Source organism: Polynucleobacter sp. MG-28-Ekke-A2 (assembly GCF_035012985.1).
In the GTDB taxonomy this organism is placed as follows: Bacteria; Pseudomonadota; Gammaproteobacteria; order Burkholderiales; family Burkholderiaceae; genus Polynucleobacter.
Genome location: NZ_JAYGQU010000014.1, coordinates 30758 through 52769, shown reverse-complemented (window position 1 = coordinate 52769; position 22012 = coordinate 30758). Strand labels below are relative to the sequence as shown.

The window sequence follows — 22012 nt, the reverse complement described above, 5'->3', positions numbered from 1 at the left end:
CCGCTTAAGACCGCCTGACTTTAGAAACTCTTTAACTACCTTTAGCTTGAACTGCTTGCTGTACTTGCTCATAAAACAAAACCCCCTTGGTTGGACATAGCGTCCAACTTTTGGGGGTCAGTTCAGAAGGTGGCTTTTTTAACGACAAAATTAACTATTCAGTTAATTAAGCAACTTTACGGCTTTTAGCAGCTGGCTTAGCAACAGCGTATTGACCTTGAATGTTTGCCAAAGCAGCATCAACACTCTTCTCAAAGTTAGCAAATGCGTCAGTTGCAGATGCGCGAACTTGGTCAAACTGTTGGAGTGAAGAATCAAATGCAGTTTTGAATGCAGAAACAAAAGCTTCAGAACCAGCAGGAGCTGTCTTAGTAGCTTCTTTAACAAACTTAACCAAATCCGCACGTGCGTCATTGATAGAAGCGTCAACTACTTGAGCAACTTCTTTGTTACCGTTGCGAACTACTTGGTTTACTTTAGCTTGGTATGCAGCAGCATATTTAGCAGCTTCTTGAGCAGCTTCTGGCTGAGCTAATTTAGCCAATTGTTGTGGGTCCTTGATTGCCAACAATTGTGAGCTTGTATCTTGAGCAGCAACTAAAGCATCTTTAGCGGCAGCTTGGTTGATTTCAGCTAATTCTTGAGCGCTCTCAACAGCAACTTGTGCCAAATGTTTAGCAGTTTCGATTGCTTTAGCTTGTGCAGAAGCGAGTTGGTCGTTTAATTGAGTTTGAAACATGATTAATCCTTACTTTGTTTAATGGGTTGAATTTATTGCAATGCACCATTTTAAGTTTGCTATTTTATAAATGCAAGGTATTTTTGTTGCAAAGCAACATATATTTGAGAAACCTTGATTTCAAGCGTTTAAATGGGGGTTTATTCCCAAGATATTATGATTAGTAGTATCAAAAATTGATACTAAGAGCTTTACCTGAACCCTCGTTTCTTAGCTATTTGCTGCCTGATAAACCCCGCATTAGGAGCCATGATGGGCAATATTACAAATCTAGCTCTTTTAGAGTACGTGCAATAACCAATCTTTGCACTTCACTGGTGCCCTCATAAATCTGAGTAATGCGGGCATCGCGGTAATAACGCTCAACCGGATAGTCCTCAAGGTATCCATATCCACCGTATATCTGAATTGCTTTTGAGCATACAGATTCGGACATCTCCGATGCGTATAACTTCGCTTGTGATGCCTCAGATAAACAAGGCAACCCTCGCTCTTTCATGCTCGCAGCCTGCAGTATTAATAAACGCGCAGCATTAATTTGCGTTTGCATATCTGCCAAAAAATTAGCAACACTTTGATGGTCGATTAATGGCACCCCAAACTGAATTCGCTCCTTTGAATATTTCAAAGCGGACTCAAATGCTGCTCTGGCGATTCCCAAAGCTTGTGCAGCGATGCCAATACGACCACCCTCAAGATTAGATAATGCAATAGCGAGACCTTTACCTCTCGGGCCAAGTAAATTCCCTTCAGTAATAACGCAATTATCCAATGTGATCGCACAGGTATCTGAGCCGCGTATTCCTAACTTTTTCTCTACACGGTTCACAATAAATCCTGGAGTATCTGTCGGCACCAAGAAGGCTGATATCCCCTTTTTTCCTAACTCTGGATCGGTAACAGCAAACACAATCGCTAATTTAGCTCTCTTGCCATTACTCACAAATTGCTTTGAGCCATTTAACGTCCAAGAACCATCTTTAAGAACTGCTTTTGTTCTTAGATTATTTGCTTCAGAACCAGCCTGGGGTTCAGTTAAGCAAAAGCAACCAATAGCTCGGCCTGATGCTAACTCACCCAACCAGGTCTTTTTCTGTTCTTCAGAACCGTAATTTAATATAGGGCCGCAGCCAACAGAATTATGAATACTCATAATGGCGCCAACCGCCCCATCACCTGCAGAGATTTCTTCCACAGCAAGCGCGTAAGAAACATAGTCCACGTTAGCTCCACCCCACTCCTCTGGAACTACCATGCCCATGAGCCCAAGCTCGCCCATTTGCGCGATAACAGCATCATCAATCCAACCCTCATGATCCCAGCGCTCTCCATTAGGCGCAAGCTCATTCTTGGCAAAATCTTTTGCCATATCTTGAACCATGACTTGTTCTTCAGTTAGCTCGAGAAATGACATGAATAGATCCTTGTAATGATTAAATCTTTGGTAGCGATGGGAACAAGCTTTGTATCTTTTGCTCAGTTAACTCAGGTAATGTGTAAGCCCATTGAGGTGAATTATCTTTATCAATAATCAATGCTCGAATGCCTTCGATAAAATCACCCACTTCAATCCATCTGGCACCTAGCGCAAGCTCCATAGCAAAGCACTCTGAAATCGTGAGCTTCCTACCCCTATGAATTGTTTCGCGAGCACCAACCATCGCTAAAGGAGAACGCTGTTTCATGAGCGCTGCAGTCTCGCGAATCCATGCCGGGCCATCTACTGCTGCACGATCGAGTCCTGCAATAATATCAACAACACTATTTAGGGAAAAAATAGTGTCAATCACTTGACGTCTCTCTGCTAAAGGTGGGTTAATAGGTGCATTACGGGCGCCTAAGTCCAGCAGAATTTTTTTGACTTGTTCTGCGGCAGAACCATTGCTACTAAGTGTTTCTAATTTTTCCAAAAATGCATTGATATGCTCAGAAGCCAATATCCAGTCCCCTAGATTGGCATACAGAGCATCTTCACCATTCAAGGTTACGCCTGTAAGCGCCAAGTAATCGCCTAGACTACCTGGACACTTTGATAGGAAATGGCTACCACCCACATCTGGAAAGAATCCAATTGCCACTTCTGGCATCGAAATTTTAGAGCGCTCCGTGAGCACTCTAAAGCTAGCGCCCTGGGAGATCCCCATGCCACCACCCATAACATAACCATTCATTAATGCGATGTAAGGTTTTGGATAGCTATAGATATATTCATTTAGAGCATATTCGTCTTTAAAAAAGTGAGTGTGTTCATCGCTTCCTGAGGTAATACTTTCATAAAGACTACGAATATCGCCGCCAGCACAAAAGGCTTTCTCACCTTCACCCCTCACCAATACCGCCAGAACTTCGGAATCCTTTTCCCAATCTTTCAGAGCCTTATACATCAATTGAATCATGGGATAACTCAATGCATTTAAGGCTTTTGGACGGTTTAGGGTAATCAGGCCTAAACCATTTTTTTTCTGAAAAAGAATTTCATCGCTCATCAGATATCTCTCGAGTAAAGCTTATTTCTTAGTAAACATTTTAATAATGGCGGAAAAGTCTAAGCCACCATGACCCTGCATGCTAAATGTTTGGTAGATCTGCTGAGCCAAACTTCCAAGAGGCACAGGCTGCTTAGAAAGCTTCGCAGCCTCGGTAGCCAAGCCAAGATCTTTGAGCATGAGGTCAGAACCAAAGCCACCGGTATAACCCCTTGAGGACGGGACATTCTCTAATACACCTGGATAAGGGTTGTAAGTGTCTGAACTCCAGCAACGCCCACTAGAGGTATTAATAATTCCGGCCAATACTTTTGGGTCCATACCTAAGGAAACACCAAGCGCCATAGCCTCAGCAGTGCCTATCATAGAGATACCTAAGAGCATATTGTTAGCTACTTTAGCAACTTGACCATTACCAGCGCCGCCACAGTACACAATATTCTTACCCATAGCTTGGAGCAGAGGTTTCATTTGATTAAAGATCGGCTCCTCACCACCAACCATAAAGGTGAGAGTGCCGGCCTCAGCGCCACCAGTACCACCGGATACTGGGGCATCCAACATCAATGCACCTTTATCACCTGCTACCTTTGCTACTTCACGTGCAGACATTGGGTCAATGGTTGAAGAATCAATCAATACGACTCCCTTGACGTTTGCAGAGAGAAGTCCGTCGTTACCCAGGTAGACAGATTTCACATGCTGCGCTGCTGGAAGCATAGTGATAACCGCATCTACACCGCCAGCTAAAACAGCTGCTGGAGTTGCAGCAGCTGTGGCACGATCTTGACCATGCTGCACTAATGCATCCACATTACCCTGAACCACATCAAAAACAACCAAGTCATGGCCAGCCTTCAGCAGATTGCGCGCCATTGGAGCACCCATATTACCTAAGCCAATAAATCCTAATTTCATATTTGACCTTTTACTATTTATTTATCTTTGAATACTGGAGGACGTTTTTCAGAAAACGCATTCATACCTTCTTTTTGGTCTTCGGTAGCAAACGTTGAGTGAAATAAGCGTCTCTCAAAATGAATGCCTTCATTCAGCGATACTTCATACGCTCTATTGACAGCATCTTTAGCCATCATGGCGATTGGAAGTGACATTGAGGCAATCTTTTCAGCCGTCTTTAATGCATCAGCCACCAATTGATCTGCTGGCACGATGCGAGTGACTAAGCCCGCTCTCTCTGCCTCTACAGCATCCATCATGCGACCTGTTAGAACCATCTCCATCGCTTTAGATTTGCCAACCACACGGGTTAAACGTTGTGTACCGCCAGCACCGGGAATGGTGCCAATAGTAATTTCAGGCTGGCCAAACTTGGCATTGTCAGCAGCAATAATAAAATCACACATCATTGCTAGCTCGCAACCGCCACCAAGCGCATATCCAGCCACTGCTGCAATCGTTGGCTTACGAAAATTAGTGATTCTTTCCCAAGTAGCGGTAATAAAGTCAGACTTGTAAACGTCCATATAAGTCCAATCTTTCATGACCTTAATATCTGCTCCAGCTGCAAACGCTTTTTCACTTCCCGTCAATACCACTGCAGCAATCTTAGGATTATTCTCAATGGCATCTAAGGCATCTCCCAACTCTCTGGTGAGATCAGGGCTAAGCGCATTCAGTGCCTTGGGGCGATTAAGTGTAATGAGCGCCACTTTGCCATGGATGCTAACGATAATATTTTCATATGTCATATCAATGCCTTACTTCAAGCTAATGGTTGTATTTACACCTGCAGAAGCAGTGCTGTCATCAAACCAACGGGCGGTAACTGTTTTTGTTTGGGTATAGAAAGCAATGACCTGTTTACCATATGGACCCAAGTCGCCTAACTTTGAGGCACGTGAACCAGTGAAAGAGAACATTGGGACAGGGACTGGAATGGGAACGTTAATGCCCACTTGTCCAACATCGATTTCTTCCTGGAATTTACGAGCAGTCGCGCCGGACTGGGTAAAGATTGCTGTGCCATTGCCATTTGGATTCTGGTTAATCATAGCGATAGCTTCATCAATATCTTTTGCAAAGCTCAGGCATAGTACTGGACCAAAAATCTCTTGATCATAAATAGTCATGCCAGGCTTCACATCAGAAAAAATAGTAGGTCCAACAAAATTTCCATTCTCATAGCCAGCCACTTTGACTGATCTGCCATCTAGTTCCAGCTTCGCTTCAGCAACACCTTTATCAATTAAGCCACTTACACGGTTATAAGCGGCTTGTGAAACTAACGGCCCCACGTCTGTGCCTGGCTCAACACCAGCATGTACTTTTAAAGTTTTAGATTTTTCTACCAAATCAGCAACCCAATTTTTGGCATCGCCAACCATGATGGCTACAGAGATAGCCATACAACGCTGACCAGCAGCTCCGAATGAAGCACCGAGCAAGCTATTTAAGGTCTGCTCCTTGTTAGCATCTGGCATGATGATGGCGTGATTCTTTGCACCCATCATGCACTGAACTCGCTTACCACTCAAGGTGGCACGGTTATAGACATGAGTACCTACACGGGTTGAGCCCACAAAGGAAACAGCCTTGATATCAGGATGATCACAGATTCCGTTTACAACAGATTCACCACCATGAATTACGTTGAGAACGCCCGCAGGAATACCTGCCTCTGCTGCTAATTCGACTAAACGCATCGTCACCATTGGATCCTGCTCTGAAGGCTTCAACACAAAAGAATTACCCGTCACAATGGCCATTGGAAACATCCACAAAGGAATCATGGCTGGGAAATTAAATGGCGTAATACCGGCACAAACTCCGATCGGCTGTAAGAGGCTATATGTATCTACACCTCCAGCAACGTTATTGGCAAAATCACCCAATTGCAGATTACCAATTGCAGCAGCATGCTCAACTACCTCTAGGCCACGGAAAACATCTCCCTCGGCATCAGCCAATGTTTTTCCTTGTTCGGCCGTCAAAATAGCGGCTAACTCTTTCATATTTTCGCGAATGAGCTGCTGATACTTTAAAAAAATGCGGGCTCTCGCACCGATTGAGGTCTTCTTCCAGGTAGCAAACGCTTTATGTGCGCTAGCGACAGCTGCATTGACTTCATCGGCTGTTGCAAAAGGTACGCGAGCTAACACTTCTTGCGTTGCTGGATTGACAATATCTCGCCATTCCGTTGTTTTTGACTGGACTAACTTGCCATCAATAAATAAAGGGATATTGGGAGGAGTGGTTGTCATAAGGATTTCCTTTGAGTAATAGTTGAAAGTACACGCTTTTATAAGTGAGATAAAGGATATATGCATAAAAATGTATTAACAACACTATATTTTGCAACTTCAATCTGCAATAATGCACATCAATATTCACTGAGAAACGGAATAATTTCCCATGAATTCAATGAATTGGGATCACTTACAGTACTTTTTGGCCTTAGCCAAGGATGGCAAACTAGTCGTTGCTGCTAGGTCTTTAGGGGTAAACCACACCACTGTTTCACGGCGAATTCAGGCCTTGGAGCGAGATTTAGGCGTCCAACTCTTTAACCGCAGTAATGCAGGCTTTGAATTAACCGAAGCCGGTTTACAACTTCAGGAAATTGCTCACAAGGTAGAAGGGCAAATCACGGGGATTAATAAAAACATCTCCTCTGAGAATACCGAAGTCAGTGGAACGGTCCGTGTTGGAGCCACTGAAGGATTTGGCAGCTATGTTATTGGCCCCATCCTACACAAGCTTGGCAAAAAATTTCCTCGTCTTTCTATTGATCTCCTATCACTTCCACGTATCGTGAATTTATCCCGACGTGAGGCTGATATTGCCATTGCACTGCAACGGCCAACGCGAGGACCTTATCTAGTTACCAAACTAAGGGACTATCAGCTGCAGTTGTACGCATCCCCCGATTACCTGCTGACTAACCCTGAAATCTCTAGTAGAAGTGATTTAGATAAACAAACATTTATTAGCTATGTCGACGACCTACTCTTCAGTAAAGAGCTGAGCTATCTCGATGAAATTTGTAAACCAAAACAAATTTCATTTCGAAGCACCAGTATTCAGTCCCAACTTGAAGCTGCTCGCTCTGGATTGGGTGTTGCAGTCCTTCCTAGCTTCATGGTAAATAATGACTCTAATTTAAAACCAATCCTTCCCCACGAAATTCAAATTATTCGCAGTTTTTGGATGATCATGCCCAATGAATATAAAAAGATTGAGCGCATGAATCTAGTTTGGGATAGCCTTAAAAAAGAAGCTGGGGTATAAACAAAAACCCGACCATTTCTGATCGGGTTTCTGATTTGTTGCAGACTAAAGAATCTTAGTCAATCTTCTTAGTCACGTGCGTAGATATCCACGTCTTTGGTTTCTTTAACAAATAGCGTACCGATCACCAATGTCACCGCAGCGATGATGATTGGGTACCAGAGACCATAGTAAATGTTACCGTTTTGCGCTACCAAGGCAAACGAGATCGTTGGCAATAAGCCACCGAACCAACCGTTACCAATGTGATATGGCAAAGACATTGAGGTGTAACGAATGCGGGTTGGGAACATCTCAACCAACATCGCAGCAATTGGGCCGTAACTAATAGTCGCCAAGATCACCAAGATACTCAACAAAATAAGCAGCATCACATAATTCATTTGTGCTGGATCGGCTTTAGTTGGATAGCCCGCAGCATTCAACGCATCACGAATCGCCTTCTTAAACTCGGCATCCTTTGCTTTGGCTTCAGCTGGATCAATTCCTTTAGAGGTATAGCCAGCAATCTCTGTATCGCCAATTTTCACAACAGCAACCGATCCAGCGGGAGCTGGAACGGTAGTGTAGCTTGCAGAGTTCGAAGCCATCACTTGTTTTGCAATATCACAAGAGCTGGTGAACTTCGCTGTACCAGTTGGGTTGAACTGGAAAGTACATTCATTCACATCAGCAGTAATCGTTGCTGGTGCGGTTGCCATGGCCTTTTCTAATGCTGGATTAGCAAAGTGGGTTAAACCATTAAACAAGGAAACTGGTGTGTTCGGGATATACAAAATGACGGCGAGTAATAATCCACCCAAAATGACAACTTTACGACCAATTTTGTCTGACAAGCTGCCGAAGATCACGAAAAATGGTGTACCGATAACCAATGAACCAGCAATCAACAAGTTCGCAGTTTTAGGATCTACTTTCAACACCTGTGTGAGGTAGAACAAAGCGTAGAACTGACCGGTATACCAAATAACCGCTTGACCAGCAACCAGACCAAACAAGGCCAAGAGTACCACCTTCAGGTTTTTCCATTGAGCAAATGACTCTGTCAAAGGTGCTTTAGACAGCTTGCCTTCTTCTTTCATCTTCTTAAATGCTGGTGACTCACTCATGGATAAACGTATGTAAACGGAAACCGCTAACAAGATGATGGATAGCAAAAATGGGACACGCCAACCCCAAACATCAAAGTCTGGACCCGTAAATTCACGTGTGAACAAAATCACCAGTAAGGATAAGAACAAGCCAAGAGTAGCGGTTGTCTGAATCCAGGAGGTGTATGCACCGCGCTTGCCATGAGGAGCATGCTCGGCAACATAAGTAGCAGCGCCGCCATACTCACCACCCAAAGCCAAACCTTGCAGCATACGCAAAGAAATTAAGATCACTGGAGCAGCAACGCCGATCGATGCATAGTTCGGCAAACAACCAACAATAAAGGTTGCTCCACCCATAATGAGAATCGTAACCAAGAAGGTATATTTACGACCAATCAAATCGCCTAAGCGACCAAACACCAACGCACCAAATGGTCGCACGATGAAACCAGCGGCAAACGCTAACAAAGCGAAAATAAACGCGGAGCCAGCATCAAGGCCAGAGAAAAACTGCTTAGCAATAATTGCTGCAAGTGAACCGTAAAGGAAAAAATCGTACCACTCAAAAACCGTACCCAAAGAGGAAGCAAGAATAACTTTGCGCTCTTCAGCGGTCATTGGGGCCGCTTTAATGGATGTTGACATCAGTAGCTCCTAACTATTTATGTAAATAAAACAACCCATAGATTATCTATTCAATTTTTAGGATAAATAGCGATGCTAGGGAAACTCCTAATGTCTGATATCTAGGGTAATCCCGTAGCTTTAACTTTTAGCCAAACCACTTACACTCGGCTATACCCATTTGACGGATTAAATTAGTTCTATACCAAGGAAAGTTATGTCATACCAAGAATTTCACAAGTCTTCAATTGAGAACCCTGCACAATTTTGGGCGGAGCAGGCCAAATTGATTGACTGGAAAACGCCTTTTACAGAAGTGCTAGATTACTCGACCCCACCATTTGCAAAATGGTTTAAGGGCGGGCTTACTAATTTATGCCATAACGCAATTGATCGTCATCTCGCAACCCGAGGAGACCAAGTCGCTTTAATAGCCGTTTCCACAGAAACCAATCAAGAGAAAACATATACCTACAAAGAGCTCTATACCGAAGTCAATCGGATGGCGGCCATTCTCAAAGACAATGGCGTCAATAAAGGCGATCGAGTTCTTATTTATATGCCCATGATTGCTGAGGCAGCCTTTGCCATGCTGGCATGTGCACGTCTGGGTGCTATCCACTCAGTAGTTTTTGGTGGGTTTGCATCTCATAGCTTAGCTACCCGTATTGATGATGCTGAACCAGTAGTGATTGTGACAGCAGAGTCCGGCATGCGTGCGGGAAAAACGGTTCCCTATAAACCGCTCCTGGATGAAGCAATCGAAATTGCTAAGTTCAAGCCTAGCAAAGTCTTAATTGTTGATCGTGGTTTAACCCCGTTTAGCCGTGTTGCTGAAAGAGACCTTGATTACGCTACAGAATATCAAAAACATCTTAATAGTGAAGTTCCAGTGGAATGGGTTGATTCGACTCATCCATCCTATATCCTTTACACATCAGGCACGACAGGAAAACCGAAAGGTATTCAGAGAGATACCGGTGGTCACGCAGTTGCACTTGCTGCTTCAATGAAATATATTTTTTGCGGCAATCCTGGCGAGGCTATGTTTACTGCCTCTGACGTAGGTTGGGCAGTGGGTCATAGCTACACTATTTATGGCCCCTTGATAAACGGTATGAGTTCCATCATGTATGAAGGAACGCCTTTGCGTCCTGATCCTGGAATTTGGTGGTCTCTGGTTGAAAAATACAAAGTGACTGTCATGTTTACTGCGCCGACTGCTATTCGTGTATTAAAAAAACAAGATCCAGAATACTTAAGTAAATATGATTTATCTTCATTACGCTTATTATTTTTAGCGGGTGAGCCATTAGATGAGCCTACTGCTCATTGGATTCATGAGGGTATTAAGAAACCGATTGTGGATAACTATTGGCAGACAGAAACGGGTTGGCCAATGATGGCAATACAACGGGGTGTGGAAGTCATGCCGCATAAATTTGGATCTCCTGGCGTACCGGTATTTGGCTACAACATCAAACTCCTTGATGAAAGTACAGGTGAAGAACTTGGTGCAGATAAAAAAGGGGTAGTAGTGATTGAAGGTCCGCTACCTCCGGGCTGCATGCAGACAGTTTGGGGTGACGATAAGCGCTTTGTTAGCACCTACTGGGAAACTGTTCCTGGTCGACTAACCTACTCCACGTTTGACTGGGGCATTAAAGATAAAGATGGCTACTTCTTTATCTTAGGTCGAACAGATGATGTGATTAATGTTGCGGGGCATCGTCTGGGAACTCGTGAGATCGAGGAATGTTTATCTAGTCACCCTAATATTGCCGAGGTTGCTGTAGTTGGTATTGAAGACCAACTCAAAGGTCAGGTTCCAATTGGTTTTGTTATCACAAAAGATGGTAAGAACTCTCCAGAGATAGAAGCTGAGTTAATGAAAATCGTTGACTCTAAGTTGGGAGCGCTCGCTAGACCGGCAAAAATTTATATTGTCAATCTGTTACCTAAGACTCGCTCAGGAAAAATTGTGCGTCGTGCTCTGCAAGCGATATCTGAAGGCCGTGACCCTGGGGATATCAGCACCATGGAAGACAAGACAGTTTTAGAGCAAATTCAAGCAATTATTGATCTAAAAAAATAATTTCTAAACGCTTTAATCAATAATGCCAACCCTAGGGCTGGCATTTTCTTTTCTGAATTTATGAAGATATACCGCTAGCTCGTACTTTATGAAGCTTCTGATAACTATCGATCAAACGATGATGCCTATCTAACCCCTCTAACCTCATGCTCGTTGGCGTTAAACCGTAGAAACGCACGCTGCCATCGATTGAACCTAAAACGGCATCCATCCTAGCATCACCATACATACGACGGAAGTTCGATTCATAGTCTGACATCTCTAATTCATCATCTAGGTGAACTTCAAGGGCAGCATCTAGGGCTTGGTAAAACAATTTACGCTCTACTGTATTGTCGTTGTACTGAAGAAAGGCGCCCACTAGCTCATGTGCTTCCTCAAATTGCTTTAGCGCAAGATGTATCAATAGCTTTAACTCCAAAACAGTAAGTTGGCCCCAAACGGTATTCTCATCAAACTCAATGCCAATTAATGTGGCGATGTCGCCATACTCATCTAGCTCGTTATTTTCCAAACGATCTAGAAGTGCAGTTAAGCTAGCATCGTCTAGTTGGGATAAATTGAGAATATCCTTGCGGAACAGTAAAGACTTATTAGTGTTATCCCAAATCAAATCTTCAATTGGGTAGATCTCAGAGTAGCCGGGCACTAAGATTCGACAAGCTGTTGCGCCCAGCTGATCATAGACAGCTACATAAGCCGCTTTGCCAATCTCTTTTAGAATGCCAAACAGAGTTTGGACTTCTTTAATATTCGAATCCTCACCCTTGCTAGAGAAATCCCACTCTACAAATTCATAATCTGATTTGGCGCTGAAGAAACGCCAGGACACAATGCCGCTGGAATCAATAAAGTGTTCAACAAAGTTGTTGGACTCAGTCACCGCCTCGCTGGCAAAGGTGGGTGGGGGCAAATCATTCAGACCTTCTAAGCTGCGACCTTGCAATAACTCAGTCAAACTTCTCTCTAAGGCAACTTCAAGACTTGGATGAGCGCCAAAAGAGGCAAAGACTCCTCCTGTTCTTGGGTTCATTAAGGTAACGCACATGACTGGGTAGACACCACCGAGTGATGCATCTTTAACTAATACTGGGAAGCCCTGCTCCTCCAGACTCTGAATACCAGCCAGAATGCCGGGATACTTCGCGAGCACTTCCTGCGGCACATCCGGCAATGCAATTTCGCTTTCTAGAATCTCACGCTTTACTGCTCGCTCAAAAATTTCTGACAAGCACTGTACCTGGGCTTCGGCTAAGGTATTGCCAGCACTCATACCATTACTGACGAATAGATTCTCAATCAGATTGGATGGAAAATATACAGTCTCGCCGTCAGATTGCCGTATATAGGGCAATGAGCAGATACCACGCTCTACATTACCGGAATTGGTATCCACTAGATGCGAAGCCTTTAGCTCTCCATCTGGGTTATAAATGTTTTGAGAGTATTCATCCAAAATTTCAGTGGGCAATGCATCTTTCTTGCCAGGTTTAAACCAACGCTCATTGGGGTAATGCACAAACTCTGCATTAGCAATATCCTCACCCCAGTAAGCGCCGGCATAGAAATGGTTATTACTCAAGCGCTCGATATATTCGCCCAAAGCAGAAGCTAAAGCACTTTCTTTGGTTGCGCCCTTACCATTGGTAAAGCACATCGGGGAGTGCGCATCACGTATATGCAATGACCATACATTCGGAATCAGGTTGCGCCATGAAGCGATTTCGATCTTAATTCCTAGATTTGCCAAAAGACTCGACATATTGGCAATGGTTTGCTCCAGGGGTAGATCTTTACCCAGAATATGAGTACTAGTGCTAACGTCAGGCCTTAAGGTCAATAGACTTTGGGCATCAGCGTCAAGATTGGCAACTTGCTCGATAACAAAATCGGGGCCTTCCTGAACCACCTTCTTAACCGTACAACGCTCAATTGAGCGCAGAATACCTTGTCGATCAGTTGCTGAAATATCGGTCGGCAACTCAACTTGAATTTTAAAGATTTGTTTGTAGCGATTCTCTGGATCAACAATATTGTTTTGTGAGAGGCGAATATTCTCAGTAGAAATATTACGGGTTTCACAGTACAGCTTTACAAAGTAAGCTGCGCATAAAGCAGATGAGGCTAAGAAGTAATCAAAAGGTCCTGGTGCAGAACCATCACCCTTATATCGAATAGGCTGGTCAGCAATTACTGTGAAGTCATCGAACTTTGCTTCTAAACGAAGCTTATCGAGAAAGTTGACTTTAATTTCCATGGGGATGATTCCAAAATAGCGAAAAAAATGTTGTGAACACCATTATCCATCTCAACGCCATCTGCAGAATGTCTTAAAAGCTAAGTCAGCCACATTTGGCGATATATGCCATCCCGGTCATGATCTTGGGTTTGCTTAGCCACACTAAAAGGTCTACCCCCTCTAGGATCAGTGCCCTTGCCGGCAATATATAGCCAGTTGCCTTGATTGCTATAAACATCGTAGTCAATCAATTGATATTCAAACCAGGCACAACCCGCCTGCCAATCACCCCTCATGTCATAAATCCAATAGCTCGCCACAATTTGACGCATACGATTGGATAGATAGCCCGTTTTTTTCAATTCACGCATGCCAGCATCTATCAGTGATTCCCCAGTAGTACCAGATGACCATTTGATGAATTTTTCACTATCAAACTGGTTGCCAGGTAATTTACTTAAACCTTTGGAGTGATAGAGTCTTTTGTCATACTTGAAATGCAAAAACCGGAAGTAGTCTCTCCAGAGTAATTCAAACCAAAACCAGTAAGTTCCATCATTTGCTCCATGGCAAGATTCATAATCCGCTAATTGCTTTGCAATAGAACCCGCAGAGCAACAACCTTGCGCTAGCCATAGAGAGAATTTGCTGGAGTAATCTATACCAATCAGCTCATTACGTGTTTGCCTGTAGGTATCAGGAAGACGTCGCTCAAAATACTGCTGGATATGGGTATGAGCACTCCGCTCCCCGCCTCGAAACTTACTGCCACTAAATGTAGTGTTACTGTCAAATGCATTAATAGGGGGTATTTCGATAGCAGGTAATGAAGGAATGCTCTTGGGAGAATCAACAGGGGCAGAAAATCTTAAACCTCTCTTTTCAACTTGCTGACGAAATTGAGTAAAGACATCTGGCATCTCTTGCAATGGAAATGGTAAGGATTGAGCATCCAACATACTAGATTGCCATACTGGATTCACCCTAAAACCAGCACCACTTAATAGCGCCACTTGCTCCAACTCTTCAGGCGCTTGAATTTGCTCACAATAAATACGATCTGCTTGAGTCTGAGCTTTTAATTTCTCAAATACATGCAAGACATCACCGGTGACCTCATATAGGTCCGATCCCAGTTCTCGTAGCTGACTGCGCAATTCCTGAAGAGATTGATCCAAAAATACCCGACGATGCTCCCCTACCCTCGGAAATCCCCATGCAGTATCTTGCTCTAAGTTGGGCTGATGAATATAGACTGGTAGCAGATGATCTGCTGACTTACACGCCTGTAAAAATGATGGGTTATCCGCTAGGCGGAGATCATTTCTAAACCAATAGATTGCAGTTGTCATTTATCTACACCAATCCGAATCACTTGATTTCTATAGGCACCCGATAGCGCCTTTTTGACTATCTTATAGATGTCGAGATCAAACTCCACTTCACCCGACTGTGCCAACTCATAAAGCTCATCCTGATTAATGGCAGTGCCCAAATAGCACCATTTATCGACCACAATCATCTCGCCACCCTCTTTAATGGCAATGGCTCCAGAATATGGCCAAACCTGAACCTTAAAGAGGTCCATGGCTGTTTTTAACTGTAAATTATGTAAGGCGATAGGGGTAATGTTGATGCAGGTTCCACTGCATTGCTTTACTTGATAGCCAAAGCAAGATTTACCCTCAATACGCTTCTCCAAGCCAAGCAAGGCTTCGCATAAATGGTGTTTTTTTGCCAATGCCTTTAAATAAGCATGCGCCTCTCGCTTGCTATAGAACAAGCCGTATAAATTATCTTGCAAACCAGGAGCCAAATGATGATGAGTTACTAAAGAAGGTGTCAGAACACCACTAACATCCTCCTCTAAGCTCCAGGCACAAAGATCCTTTGATCTACGTAGCTTAATATTCAGAGAAGGCATACGCTCTTTTATCAATCTCGACTCAAGAATTAAAGCGCCTAGCTCTCCACTCGTCTCGATCCAATCAATATCGCGAACCTGCAAAGAAAGTTTCATTTCTTTACGTTGCGTTAAAGCACCCTGAAAATGCCCCATCACCCTGCTCCGCAAGGAAATACTTTTGCCAATATAAAGAGGGGTCTTATTTTCTCCATAAAAGATATAGCAACCTGGGCCATCGGGTATGGAGTCAATTACACCCTGGTCTATGTTAGGGGGAAGACTAGCATTGCCAATGAGTTGGTTTATCGCCTCATTTAACTTTTCTTGCCCAAACTTTGACTCACACACACGCCAAAATTGAAGCAATAAATCAGCATCCCCTAGTGCACGATGTCTAGCACTAACCTTTAGTCCATGCGTACTAATGATGGTGTCGAGATTATGACGTGGCTGATCTGGGAAAAGTAATCGAGATAGCTTTACGGTACATAAAACTTTAGGCTTAAAGTCAATGCCAACCCTCTTAAAAGAGGTCTTGATAAAACCATAATCAAAGCGAGCGTTATGAGCGACAAATATTTTTCCCTCAAGCTCTTTTTTTAAATCTTCAGCCAACTCAGAAAAACAAGGCCGCCCTTGGACCATTGATGGAGAAATGCCAGTCAGTCTTTGAATATTTTGTGGGATATAGGTTTGAGGATCAATCAACTTTTCCCACATCTGAACCTGATTACCCGCTAGGGTTTTAATTCCAATTTCAGTAATGCGGTCACGATCGAAATGAGACCCTGTGGTTTCAATATCTACAAAAGCTAAATCTGGGTAAGGGCCACGCTGACTGTTCACGCTAGAACCGTTAATTCCATTTAGCTTGCAGATGAAACTCTATTCAGATAGTCAGCAAAACTAAAAATAGAGTTTGGCCCGCGAGGCACATCCTCAACTTTTTTAAAGCTTGTTTTAACAACCTTTTGAGTTTCGCCTTTTTTCTTTTTTTCGTGACTAGGGGTAGCTTGCTTTTCTATTGGCAAGTATGGCTTTCGCTCCGGCGCAGTTTGAACCTCACTAAAGCGTGGAATGTAATCTTTGATAGCAGAGGCTAGCGTCACATTAGAGATGCAGCTCATCATGTAGGTTTCAAGTGATTGATAGAGCTCTTTAGCAATATCCGATACCTCCACTTTTTTCTTCTTAATTAGGTTCATTGCTAGAACGATATCCTTGATGGTAATAATTCTAGGATCCTTTGAAAGTTGATACCCGCCTGCCCGACCTCTAACTGCAGTCACAAGACCCGACTCCCTTAGTGGACGCAGCAAAAGTTCGATACGACTGACTGATATATGCTGTCTTTTTGCTATCTCTGGAGCAGGGACAAGCTGCCCATTAGCTGAATGGCTTGCAATATCTACGAGGGTATTGAGAGCTACCCTGACTGCTTTGGTGACTTCCATGGGAGTTTCGGCATAAAAGTTAGATTGAGGCTAGTATGAAACTGATCCGAAAAGTGTGCTGCAGCGCATTAATTAACCCTATCTAACTTATGGTTGAAATAACTAGACCCCAGCATCCCCTTACCCATCGGCTACTTCGCTTTCTAGCCTGCATTCTGGCCGGCGGATTCATTTCTCAAGCCATAAGCTGCCTAGCGGCTTATTTATCAATTAGTGATTCACAAGCTGCGGGTATGGTGGCGCACATAGTAGTTCAGCAACTTTCCTACTACTTTTTAGGATGTGCGTTCGCAATCTTAAGCATTGCCAACATTCTCATTAAAAGGGGTTCGTCTCCACTTAAGAATATCCGCCTACCTTTACTAATACTGATGATGGCAGTTGCAGTGGTAAGCTTTCTTCTCATACCGCGCATGGATTACTTGAGGGAAACAGCGCTAATAGATGGCATGCCGGTCATGCTCTCGCCGTTTGCCAGCTACTTTCAGATATTGAATATCTTGGTGCTGATGCTGCTGTTAACGCAGATCATTGCTAGCGTCCTGGTGGCATGGCGCCTGGCTAAATCAGAATCAACCTAGATGCGCTCGAATCACAGCAATCAAGGGTATCTGCTGCTCTGGTCTTAGAAACTGTCCCAACTCTATACGTAGGCTTGATTGGCTTATGTGAAAGACCTTTGACCCTTCCGAGGGCATTTCAATTTTGGCCCACTGCGTATTCAGTTCATACACAGTCTCTTTGTAGCCAATGAATTTTTTGACCAAAAGACGCTTGCCATCAATCTCAATCGTTTCACAATCTAAAGCATGTCTACAGTAGATTAGAAATCCGACTGTTACTGCAAAAAGCTCTAAGGCTGTAAAAATGGGAATGACCCATACTCCAGCTAAGAAGAACCCAGTTGCGACTGTCAGCGAGAGACAAACTAGAACAATATAGAACTTGAGGAGCTGCTTAGGAGTCAGCGCGCAGTTTCTGCGCATTTGCCAGCGCTTCATATTGATGTAGTTCTGGAAATAACTAGTGAGAGCCTATTGGCCTTTACTACGCTCTTGAGATTTAGCTAACTGGTCGGCGCTTCTTTGTTGAAAATCCACCATGGAGTGATACCCCATTTGATAACAAGGGCAATGCTTACCCAGAATCCAGCGAGCGAGTTTGATGCGTAGTTTTTGGACCATTTTTTACCTCTGATTGGTGAACCTCAAATGTAAACGGAAAACGCATTTATTGCTGAGCGCAGATTAAAACTGGGGGGGATTTACCGCGAGATTCGCATCAGCAAAAATTATTCAAATCCATTAAATTGATTAGATGACTAATTTAGACTCCACCACTCGAAAAATACCGCTATTCCCACTAGGAACCGTACTGTTTCCAGACGGCGTAATTGCCCTCAAGATCTTTGAGGCACGCTACCTCGACATGATTAAGACATGCTTGCGTGAAAAAACAGAGTTTGGCGTTGTTAGCATCATGAAAGACCAGGACTCCAAAGGAGATTCGCCTCTTGTTTTTTCCCAAATCGGAACTCTAGCCCTAATTGAAGATTTTGACCCCATTCAACCCGCCTTATATATGACTAGGTCATCAGGAACGCAGCGCTTTAGACTTCTTCATAGCCAACAAGAATCTAATGGCCTGTGGATTGGTGAAGTTGAGCTTCTAGCGAATGATCCCATTACCCCTATCCCTGAAGAACATCAAAAGGTCGTGAAATTATTGAATGAAATTATTTCAGTGATTCAGAGTGAAGATTTATTAGAAGAGTCCCCATTTAAGAAGCCCTTCAAGATCGATGACTGCGGCTGGGTATCAAATCGCCTTGCAGAACTATTACCCATCTCCCTGGCCCAAAAGAACCATTTGCTAGCCCAAACCAATCCCAGAATCAGACTCGATCTGGTTACTGAAATTATTGAAGACGATGGCTTAAGCAATCTCATGCTGCACTAAATCCATGCTTGATGAGCTTATTCGCAAAACGATTCGTGAAATGGTGGGCGGTGGTGGGCCCCCGGTTGCCTTTCTAACGCCACCAGGCGATCGTGGCCTCTTTGGCCCGGAATCTATTGCCTGGAAAGTACATGCGGACTTTATCTCGATGATGATTGGCGGCATTAGCTCACTGATCATGCAAGCCCTCCATCCTCAGGCTTTAGCAGGGGTTTGGGATCATTCTAGCTTTAGAGAGGATCTTAAGGGCCGGCTTGGTAGAACGGCATTCTTCATCGCCGCTACCACTTATGGATCAACCGAGATGGCAGAAAAAGTTATTGAAAAGGTTAATCAGATTCATGAAAAAATTCATGGCTTTGATGAGTTTGGAAAGCCCTATTCAGCCACCGATCCACATCTACTGGCTTGGGTTCATCTCACAGAAACACATAGTTTTATGCAGGCTTTTGAAGACTATCGGAAAGAGAAATTAAGTCCACAGGATAGAGATCAATACTTTGTTGAAATGAAATCGCTTGGAGAAAGAATGGGTGCTCATAATTTACCTACTACCTACGCCAAAACAGATGACGCGATTAAGAGCTACATTCCTGAGCTTTACTTTGGGGAGCGTGCAAAAAGTATCCTTGCTTTGCTCGAGAACTTTCCTAGCAAGCTTGCTGCAAAGCCGTTTATCAAACTGATTACTCGCGCTGGCTATCTGAATCTTCCAGATTGGGTCTACCCCTTTATCAAGAGGCCTACCCCTAACCTGATTGAGCGTTTAGCAGTGAAAAAGAGTGTCGATTTAATTGCGATACCCATTCGTGAGGCCCTTAAAGATGGGGTGGCCGCCCACTCACTCCGTAGAGTTTATGGATGATTTTTTTAGAAAGATATCATGATCACTAATTACCTAATATCAGGCATGGTTGGCATCATGCTTTTCTTTACTGTCGTAGTAGCTCCGACTGTTTTTAAGGTTCTCCCCGTTGAATGGTCTAGCAAGTATGTTCGGAATTTTTTTCCCAAGTACTATGCCTGCCTGGGCTTAATAACCGCTGCCTGTATTTTTACCGCGCCTGACGGAGCTAGCAAGATCTTATTGGCAATCTGTGCACTCCTCTTTGCCTTTACCCTCTTCCATCTGACTGGAAAAATTAATGATGCCAAAGATCAGGGGCAAGTTCGTCGTTTTCATTTATTGCATGGTGCAAGCGTTGTTATCAACCTATTTCAGTTGATTATTTTTATTTATCTTTTAGTCAAACTGTCATGAATATACGGATTACTCGGATTGGGGATTAACCTTATTTGGATCTGACTCCCCAACCTTATCTTGCTTGATTGGTAAATTTAAACTGGGGGCGGACATTTTTTCGCCATCCCAAACTTGGCCACACCAACACTCACCTGCATCATTAATGATGCATACACCTGAGCCACAGCAACGCTTATCTGGAGTCTTCATAAATTAGCCTAATCAAAAAATTGAAATTAAGACTATTCTAGGGTTTTTATGAAACTAGCGCTTAATCTTGCAACCGGTAAATGATGCAAAGCACTTTATTTGAAACCTCCCGCGGTGATCATGCCGTAGATATATTGCTAAAGGATGGGGGCGCTCGCTACTACCCCAAGGTATTTACCGAACAAGATTGCAAGGCATTGATGAACCGGCTTCAGACCTCACTTAAATGGGAGCCAGAACAACTCATGATGTTTGGGAAGTTAGTGACTACTCGGCGTAAAGTTGCTTGGGTTGGGGATCCTCAGTGCAGCTATACCTATTCTGGGGTAAAAAAGATCCCGCAAGCATGGACGTCTGAGCTCGTCTTGATTAAAGAAAAGCTAGAAGAAATATCACAAGCCCAATTTAATTCTTGCTTACTCAATCTCTACCATGATGGAAGCGATGGCATGGGTTGGCATAGTGATAATGAAAAAGAGCTTGATCCCTTATCACCCATTGCATCCCTCAGTCTTGGGGCGCAGCGCAAATTTGCCTTTCGCCATAAAAAGGACAAAGAAACGATTTCTCTTTTTTTAGAGAATGGTAGCGCCCTCATCATGCGTCCACCCACTCAAGAATTTTGGCAACACGCTTTGCTGAAAACAAAAATCGTATCCGATATGCGCATTAATCTGACCTTTCGAAAAATAGCTCTTTGTGATGAATAAGCTCAAACCAAAACTATCTGTAGCAATCATAGGTGCAGGCTTAGCAGGCCTTAGTTGTGCCGATAGATTGCAAACGCTAGGCTTTCAAGTCCATGTTTATGAAAAGAGTCGCGGACCAAGCGGTCGAATGAGCACTCGTCATGGTGAAGGTTGGTCGGCAGATCATGGGGCTCAATATTTCACAGCAAGAGATCCAGTGTTTATTGAAGCGCTCAATACATGGATTAAGGCAGGCGTAGCCGCCAACTGGAATCCACGCTTATCTATATATGAAGGTGAGCAATGGCGAGAGGGGAATTCCACCGAGCATCGCTATGTGGGTGTGCCTGCCATGAACTCACCCGGTCAATATTTAGCCAAGACCATATCTATTGAGTTTAATCAGACTATCGATAAAATTTACCGGCAAGATGGGAAATGGTTTCTCCATGGCCTAGAGAATGGTGAAATTACCCAATCCTTTGATTACTTAGTATTAGCGATTCCTTCACCTCAGAGCTACGCTCTTGCCAAATTAGTAGACCACTCCATTGGAGCAATTTGCTCTAGCGTAAATATGCAAGGCTGTTGGACGGTGATGGCACGGTTCTCAGATAAAGAGAATATGCCATTTGATGCCGCCTTCATTAATGGTGAAATCATTAGCTGGATCTCTCGGAATAATTCCAAGCCTGGACGCACTGGCCAAGAGGCCTGGACAATACATGCAAACCCCCAATGGAGTCAGCAATGGATTGAGCTAAATAAAGAGGAGGCTAGCAAGCGAATCCTAGAATCCGCAAAGAAGCTTGGACTTAATTGTCAGAATGCTGAAATTTCTATTCATCGCTGGCGTTACGCAAGCGGAGCAATTAATACAGAAATGGGATTTATTCTGAATGAAGGTAGCAAGCTCAATCTGTGTGGCGACTGGCTCAATGGTGGCAGAGTTGAGGGAGCCTGGTTAAGTGGCTACAAACTAGCAAATGCAATGAATATTTCAGCAGAAACGAACCCATAAGG

The 22012-nt window shown here is 43.7% G+C and carries 22 protein-coding genes; 8 read left to right on the top strand and 14 right to left on the bottom strand.

All coding sequences use genetic code 11. The features are described from left to right. Window positions 1-166 precede the first annotated feature (166 nt). The 6 genes from VC188_RS09165 to VC188_RS09140 all read right to left on the bottom strand — a co-directional run bounded on the left by VC188_RS09165 (window position 167) and on the right by VC188_RS09140 (window position 6449). Window positions 167-739, bottom strand: a complete 573-nt coding sequence (locus tag VC188_RS09165; protein WP_323483746.1) for a phasin family protein — start codon at window positions 737-739, stop codon at window positions 167-169. 262 nt (window positions 740-1001) lie between these two features. Continuing rightward, window positions 1002-2153, bottom strand: a complete 1152-nt coding sequence (locus VC188_RS09160; protein ID WP_323483745.1) for an acyl-CoA dehydrogenase family protein — start codon at window positions 2151-2153, stop codon at window positions 1002-1004. Between the two features lie 19 nt (window positions 2154-2172). Beyond that, window positions 2173-3225, bottom strand: a complete 1053-nt coding sequence (locus VC188_RS09155) for an enoyl-CoA hydratase/isomerase family protein (protein ID WP_323483744.1) — start codon at window positions 3223-3225, stop codon at window positions 2173-2175. Window positions 3226-3246: 21 nt separating this feature from the next. Beyond that, window positions 3247-4143, bottom strand: coding sequence for a 3-hydroxyisobutyrate dehydrogenase (mmsB, locus tag VC188_RS09150; RefSeq protein WP_323483743.1), 897 nt, complete (start codon window positions 4141-4143; stop codon window positions 3247-3249). A gap of 17 nt (window positions 4144-4160) precedes the next feature. After that, window positions 4161-4937: an enoyl-CoA hydratase gene (locus VC188_RS09145; protein WP_323483742.1), complete on the bottom strand. Its 777-nt coding sequence runs from the start codon at window positions 4935-4937 to the stop codon at window positions 4161-4163. Between the two features lie 9 nt (window positions 4938-4946). Beyond that, a complete protein-coding gene (locus VC188_RS09140; protein WP_323483741.1) occupies window positions 4947-6449 on the bottom strand; it encodes a CoA-acylating methylmalonate-semialdehyde dehydrogenase in 1503 nt (500 codons plus the stop codon). 151 nt (window positions 6450-6600) lie between these two features. Here VC188_RS09140 and VC188_RS09135 point away from each other — a divergent pair, with 151 nt between their 5' ends. After that, window positions 6601-7476 (top strand): LysR family transcriptional regulator, encoded by an 876-nt coding sequence (locus tag VC188_RS09135; protein WP_323483740.1) that lies wholly within the window; start codon window positions 6601-6603, stop codon window positions 7474-7476. A 68-nt stretch (window positions 7477-7544) separates the two neighbouring features. Here VC188_RS09135 and VC188_RS09130 read toward each other — a convergent pair whose 3' ends face one another. Continuing rightward, on the bottom strand, window positions 7545-9215 hold the full coding sequence (locus VC188_RS09130; protein ID WP_323483739.1) for an MFS transporter: 1671 nt from the start codon (window positions 9213-9215) through the stop codon (window positions 7545-7547). A gap of 196 nt (window positions 9216-9411) precedes the next feature. Between VC188_RS09130 and VC188_RS09125 the strand changes: the two genes are divergently transcribed. Beyond that, window positions 9412-11289, top strand: coding sequence for a propionate--CoA ligase (locus VC188_RS09125; RefSeq protein ID WP_323483738.1), 1878 nt, complete (start codon window positions 9412-9414; stop codon window positions 11287-11289). Between the two features lie 58 nt (window positions 11290-11347). Here VC188_RS09125 and VC188_RS09120 read toward each other — a convergent pair whose 3' ends face one another. The 4 genes from VC188_RS09120 to VC188_RS09105 form a co-directional block, all read right to left on the bottom strand. Next, window positions 11348-13546 (bottom strand): OsmC domain/YcaO domain-containing protein, encoded by a 2199-nt coding sequence (locus VC188_RS09120; protein WP_323483737.1) that lies wholly within the window; start codon window positions 13544-13546, stop codon window positions 11348-11350. Between the two features lie 80 nt (window positions 13547-13626). Next, on the bottom strand, window positions 13627-14880 hold the full coding sequence (locus VC188_RS09115) for a DASH family cryptochrome (RefSeq protein WP_323483736.1): 1254 nt from the start codon (window positions 14878-14880) through the stop codon (window positions 13627-13629). After that, window positions 14877-16280 (bottom strand): exonuclease domain-containing protein, encoded by a 1404-nt coding sequence (locus VC188_RS09110; RefSeq protein WP_323483735.1) that lies wholly within the window; start codon window positions 16278-16280, stop codon window positions 14877-14879. The genes VC188_RS09115 and VC188_RS09110 overlap by 4 nt, the downstream gene beginning before the upstream one ends. Before the next feature lie 20 nt (window positions 16281-16300). After that, window positions 16301-16888 (bottom strand): RrF2 family transcriptional regulator, encoded by a 588-nt coding sequence (locus VC188_RS09105; RefSeq protein ID WP_072583930.1) that lies wholly within the window; start codon window positions 16886-16888, stop codon window positions 16301-16303. Between the two features lie 89 nt (window positions 16889-16977). Here VC188_RS09105 and VC188_RS09100 point away from each other — a divergent pair, with 89 nt between their 5' ends. Further along, complete coding sequence (locus VC188_RS09100; RefSeq protein WP_216155806.1) at window positions 16978-17469, top strand: DUF4149 domain-containing protein; 492 nt, start codon at window positions 16978-16980, stop codon at window positions 17467-17469. Here VC188_RS09100 and VC188_RS09095 read toward each other — a convergent pair. Further along, entirely contained in the window at window positions 17461-17889 is a 429-nt protein-coding gene (locus VC188_RS09095) for a DUF2244 domain-containing protein (RefSeq protein ID WP_215320740.1), read from the bottom strand. The two genes, VC188_RS09100 and VC188_RS09095, sit on opposite strands and share 9 nt — an antisense overlap. 33 nt (window positions 17890-17922) lie before the next feature. After that, on the bottom strand, window positions 17923-18072 hold the full coding sequence (locus tag VC188_RS09090) for a hypothetical protein (protein ID WP_215320741.1): 150 nt from the start codon (window positions 18070-18072) through the stop codon (window positions 17923-17925). A 133-nt stretch (window positions 18073-18205) separates the two neighbouring features. Between VC188_RS09090 and VC188_RS09085 the strand changes: the two genes are divergently transcribed. Genes VC188_RS09085 through VC188_RS09075 form a run of 3 tightly spaced genes read left to right on the top strand, consistent with a single transcriptional unit; the run spans window position 18206 to window position 20108 of the window. After that, window positions 18206-18847 carry an LON peptidase substrate-binding domain-containing protein gene (locus tag VC188_RS09085; RefSeq protein WP_323483734.1) on the top strand — a complete coding sequence of 214 codons (642 nt, stop codon included), beginning with the start codon at window positions 18206-18208 and terminating at the stop codon, window positions 18845-18847. 4 nt (window positions 18848-18851) lie between these two features. Continuing rightward, window positions 18852-19712, top strand: a complete 861-nt coding sequence (locus VC188_RS09080) for an oxygenase MpaB family protein (RefSeq protein ID WP_323483733.1) — start codon at window positions 18852-18854, stop codon at window positions 19710-19712. 18 nt (window positions 19713-19730) lie between these two features. Next, window positions 19731-20108 (top strand): DUF4149 domain-containing protein, encoded by a 378-nt coding sequence (locus VC188_RS09075; protein ID WP_323483732.1) that lies wholly within the window; start codon window positions 19731-19733, stop codon window positions 20106-20108. A 9-nt stretch (window positions 20109-20117) separates the two neighbouring features. Here VC188_RS09075 and VC188_RS09070 read toward each other — a convergent pair whose 3' ends face one another. Then, window positions 20118-20300, bottom strand: a complete 183-nt coding sequence (locus VC188_RS09070; RefSeq protein WP_216265937.1) for a hypothetical protein — start codon at window positions 20298-20300, stop codon at window positions 20118-20120. A gap of 80 nt (window positions 20301-20380) precedes the next feature. On the opposite strand from VC188_RS09070, the gene VC188_RS09065 reads away from it, so the two are divergent. Continuing rightward, a complete protein-coding gene (locus VC188_RS09065) occupies window positions 20381-21010 on the top strand; it encodes an alpha-ketoglutarate-dependent dioxygenase AlkB family protein (RefSeq protein ID WP_216265938.1) in 630 nt (209 codons plus the stop codon). Continuing rightward, on the top strand, window positions 21003-22010 hold the full coding sequence (locus VC188_RS09060; protein WP_323483731.1) for an NAD(P)/FAD-dependent oxidoreductase: 1008 nt from the start codon (window positions 21003-21005) through the stop codon (window positions 22008-22010). Before VC188_RS09065 ends, VC188_RS09060 begins: the two co-directional genes overlap by 8 nt. Window positions 22011-22012 lie beyond the last annotated feature (2 nt).

Excerpts from the sequence above, each read along its gene's own strand:
- VC188_RS09165 (WP_323483746.1), bottom strand. The coding sequence starts at position 739 with ATGTTTCAAACTCAATTAAACGACCAACTCGCTTCTGCACAAGCTAAA.
- VC188_RS09160 (WP_323483745.1), bottom strand. The coding sequence starts at position 2,153 with ATGTCATTTCTCGAGCTAACTGAAGAACAAGTCATGGTTCAAGATATG.
- VC188_RS09155 (WP_323483744.1), bottom strand. The coding sequence starts at position 3,225 with ATGAGCGATGAAATTCTTTTTCAGAAAAAAAATGGTTTAGGCCTGATT.
- mmsB (WP_323483743.1), bottom strand. The coding sequence starts at position 4,143 with ATGAAATTAGGATTTATTGGCTTAGGTAATATGGGTGCTCCAATGGCG.
- VC188_RS09145 (WP_323483742.1), bottom strand. The coding sequence starts at position 4,937 with ATGACATATGAAAATATTATCGTTAGCATCCATGGCAAAGTGGCGCTC.
- VC188_RS09140 (WP_323483741.1), bottom strand. The coding sequence starts at position 6,449 with ATGACAACCACTCCTCCCAATATCCCTTTATTTATTGATGGCAAGTTA.
- VC188_RS09135 (WP_323483740.1), top strand. The coding sequence starts at position 6,601 with ATGAATTCAATGAATTGGGATCACTTACAGTACTTTTTGGCCTTAGCC.
- VC188_RS09130 (WP_323483739.1), bottom strand. The coding sequence starts at position 9,215 with ATGTCAACATCCATTAAAGCGGCCCCAATGACCGCTGAAGAGCGCAAA.
- VC188_RS09125 (WP_323483738.1), top strand. The coding sequence starts at position 9,412 with ATGTCATACCAAGAATTTCACAAGTCTTCAATTGAGAACCCTGCACAA.
- VC188_RS09120 (WP_323483737.1), bottom strand. The coding sequence starts at position 13,546 with ATGGAAATTAAAGTCAACTTTCTCGATAAGCTTCGTTTAGAAGCAAAG.
- VC188_RS09115 (WP_323483736.1), bottom strand. The coding sequence starts at position 14,880 with ATGACAACTGCAATCTATTGGTTTAGAAATGATCTCCGCCTAGCGGAT.
- VC188_RS09105 (WP_072583930.1), bottom strand. The coding sequence starts at position 16,888 with ATGGAAGTCACCAAAGCAGTCAGGGTAGCTCTCAATACCCTCGTAGAT.
- VC188_RS09100 (WP_216155806.1), top strand. The coding sequence starts at position 16,978 with ATGGTTGAAATAACTAGACCCCAGCATCCCCTTACCCATCGGCTACTT.
- VC188_RS09095 (WP_215320740.1), bottom strand. The coding sequence starts at position 17,889 with ATGAAGCGCTGGCAAATGCGCAGAAACTGCGCGCTGACTCCTAAGCAG.
- VC188_RS09090 (WP_215320741.1), bottom strand. The coding sequence starts at position 18,072 with ATGGTCCAAAAACTACGCATCAAACTCGCTCGCTGGATTCTGGGTAAG.
- VC188_RS09085 (WP_323483734.1), top strand. The coding sequence starts at position 18,206 with ATGACTAATTTAGACTCCACCACTCGAAAAATACCGCTATTCCCACTA.
- VC188_RS09080 (WP_323483733.1), top strand. The coding sequence starts at position 18,852 with ATGCTTGATGAGCTTATTCGCAAAACGATTCGTGAAATGGTGGGCGGT.
- VC188_RS09075 (WP_323483732.1), top strand. The coding sequence starts at position 19,731 with ATGATCACTAATTACCTAATATCAGGCATGGTTGGCATCATGCTTTTC.
- VC188_RS09070 (WP_216265937.1), bottom strand. The coding sequence starts at position 20,300 with ATGAAGACTCCAGATAAGCGTTGCTGTGGCTCAGGTGTATGCATCATT.
- VC188_RS09065 (WP_216265938.1), top strand. The coding sequence starts at position 20,381 with ATGATGCAAAGCACTTTATTTGAAACCTCCCGCGGTGATCATGCCGTA.
- VC188_RS09060 (WP_323483731.1), top strand. The coding sequence starts at position 21,003 with ATGAATAAGCTCAAACCAAAACTATCTGTAGCAATCATAGGTGCAGGC.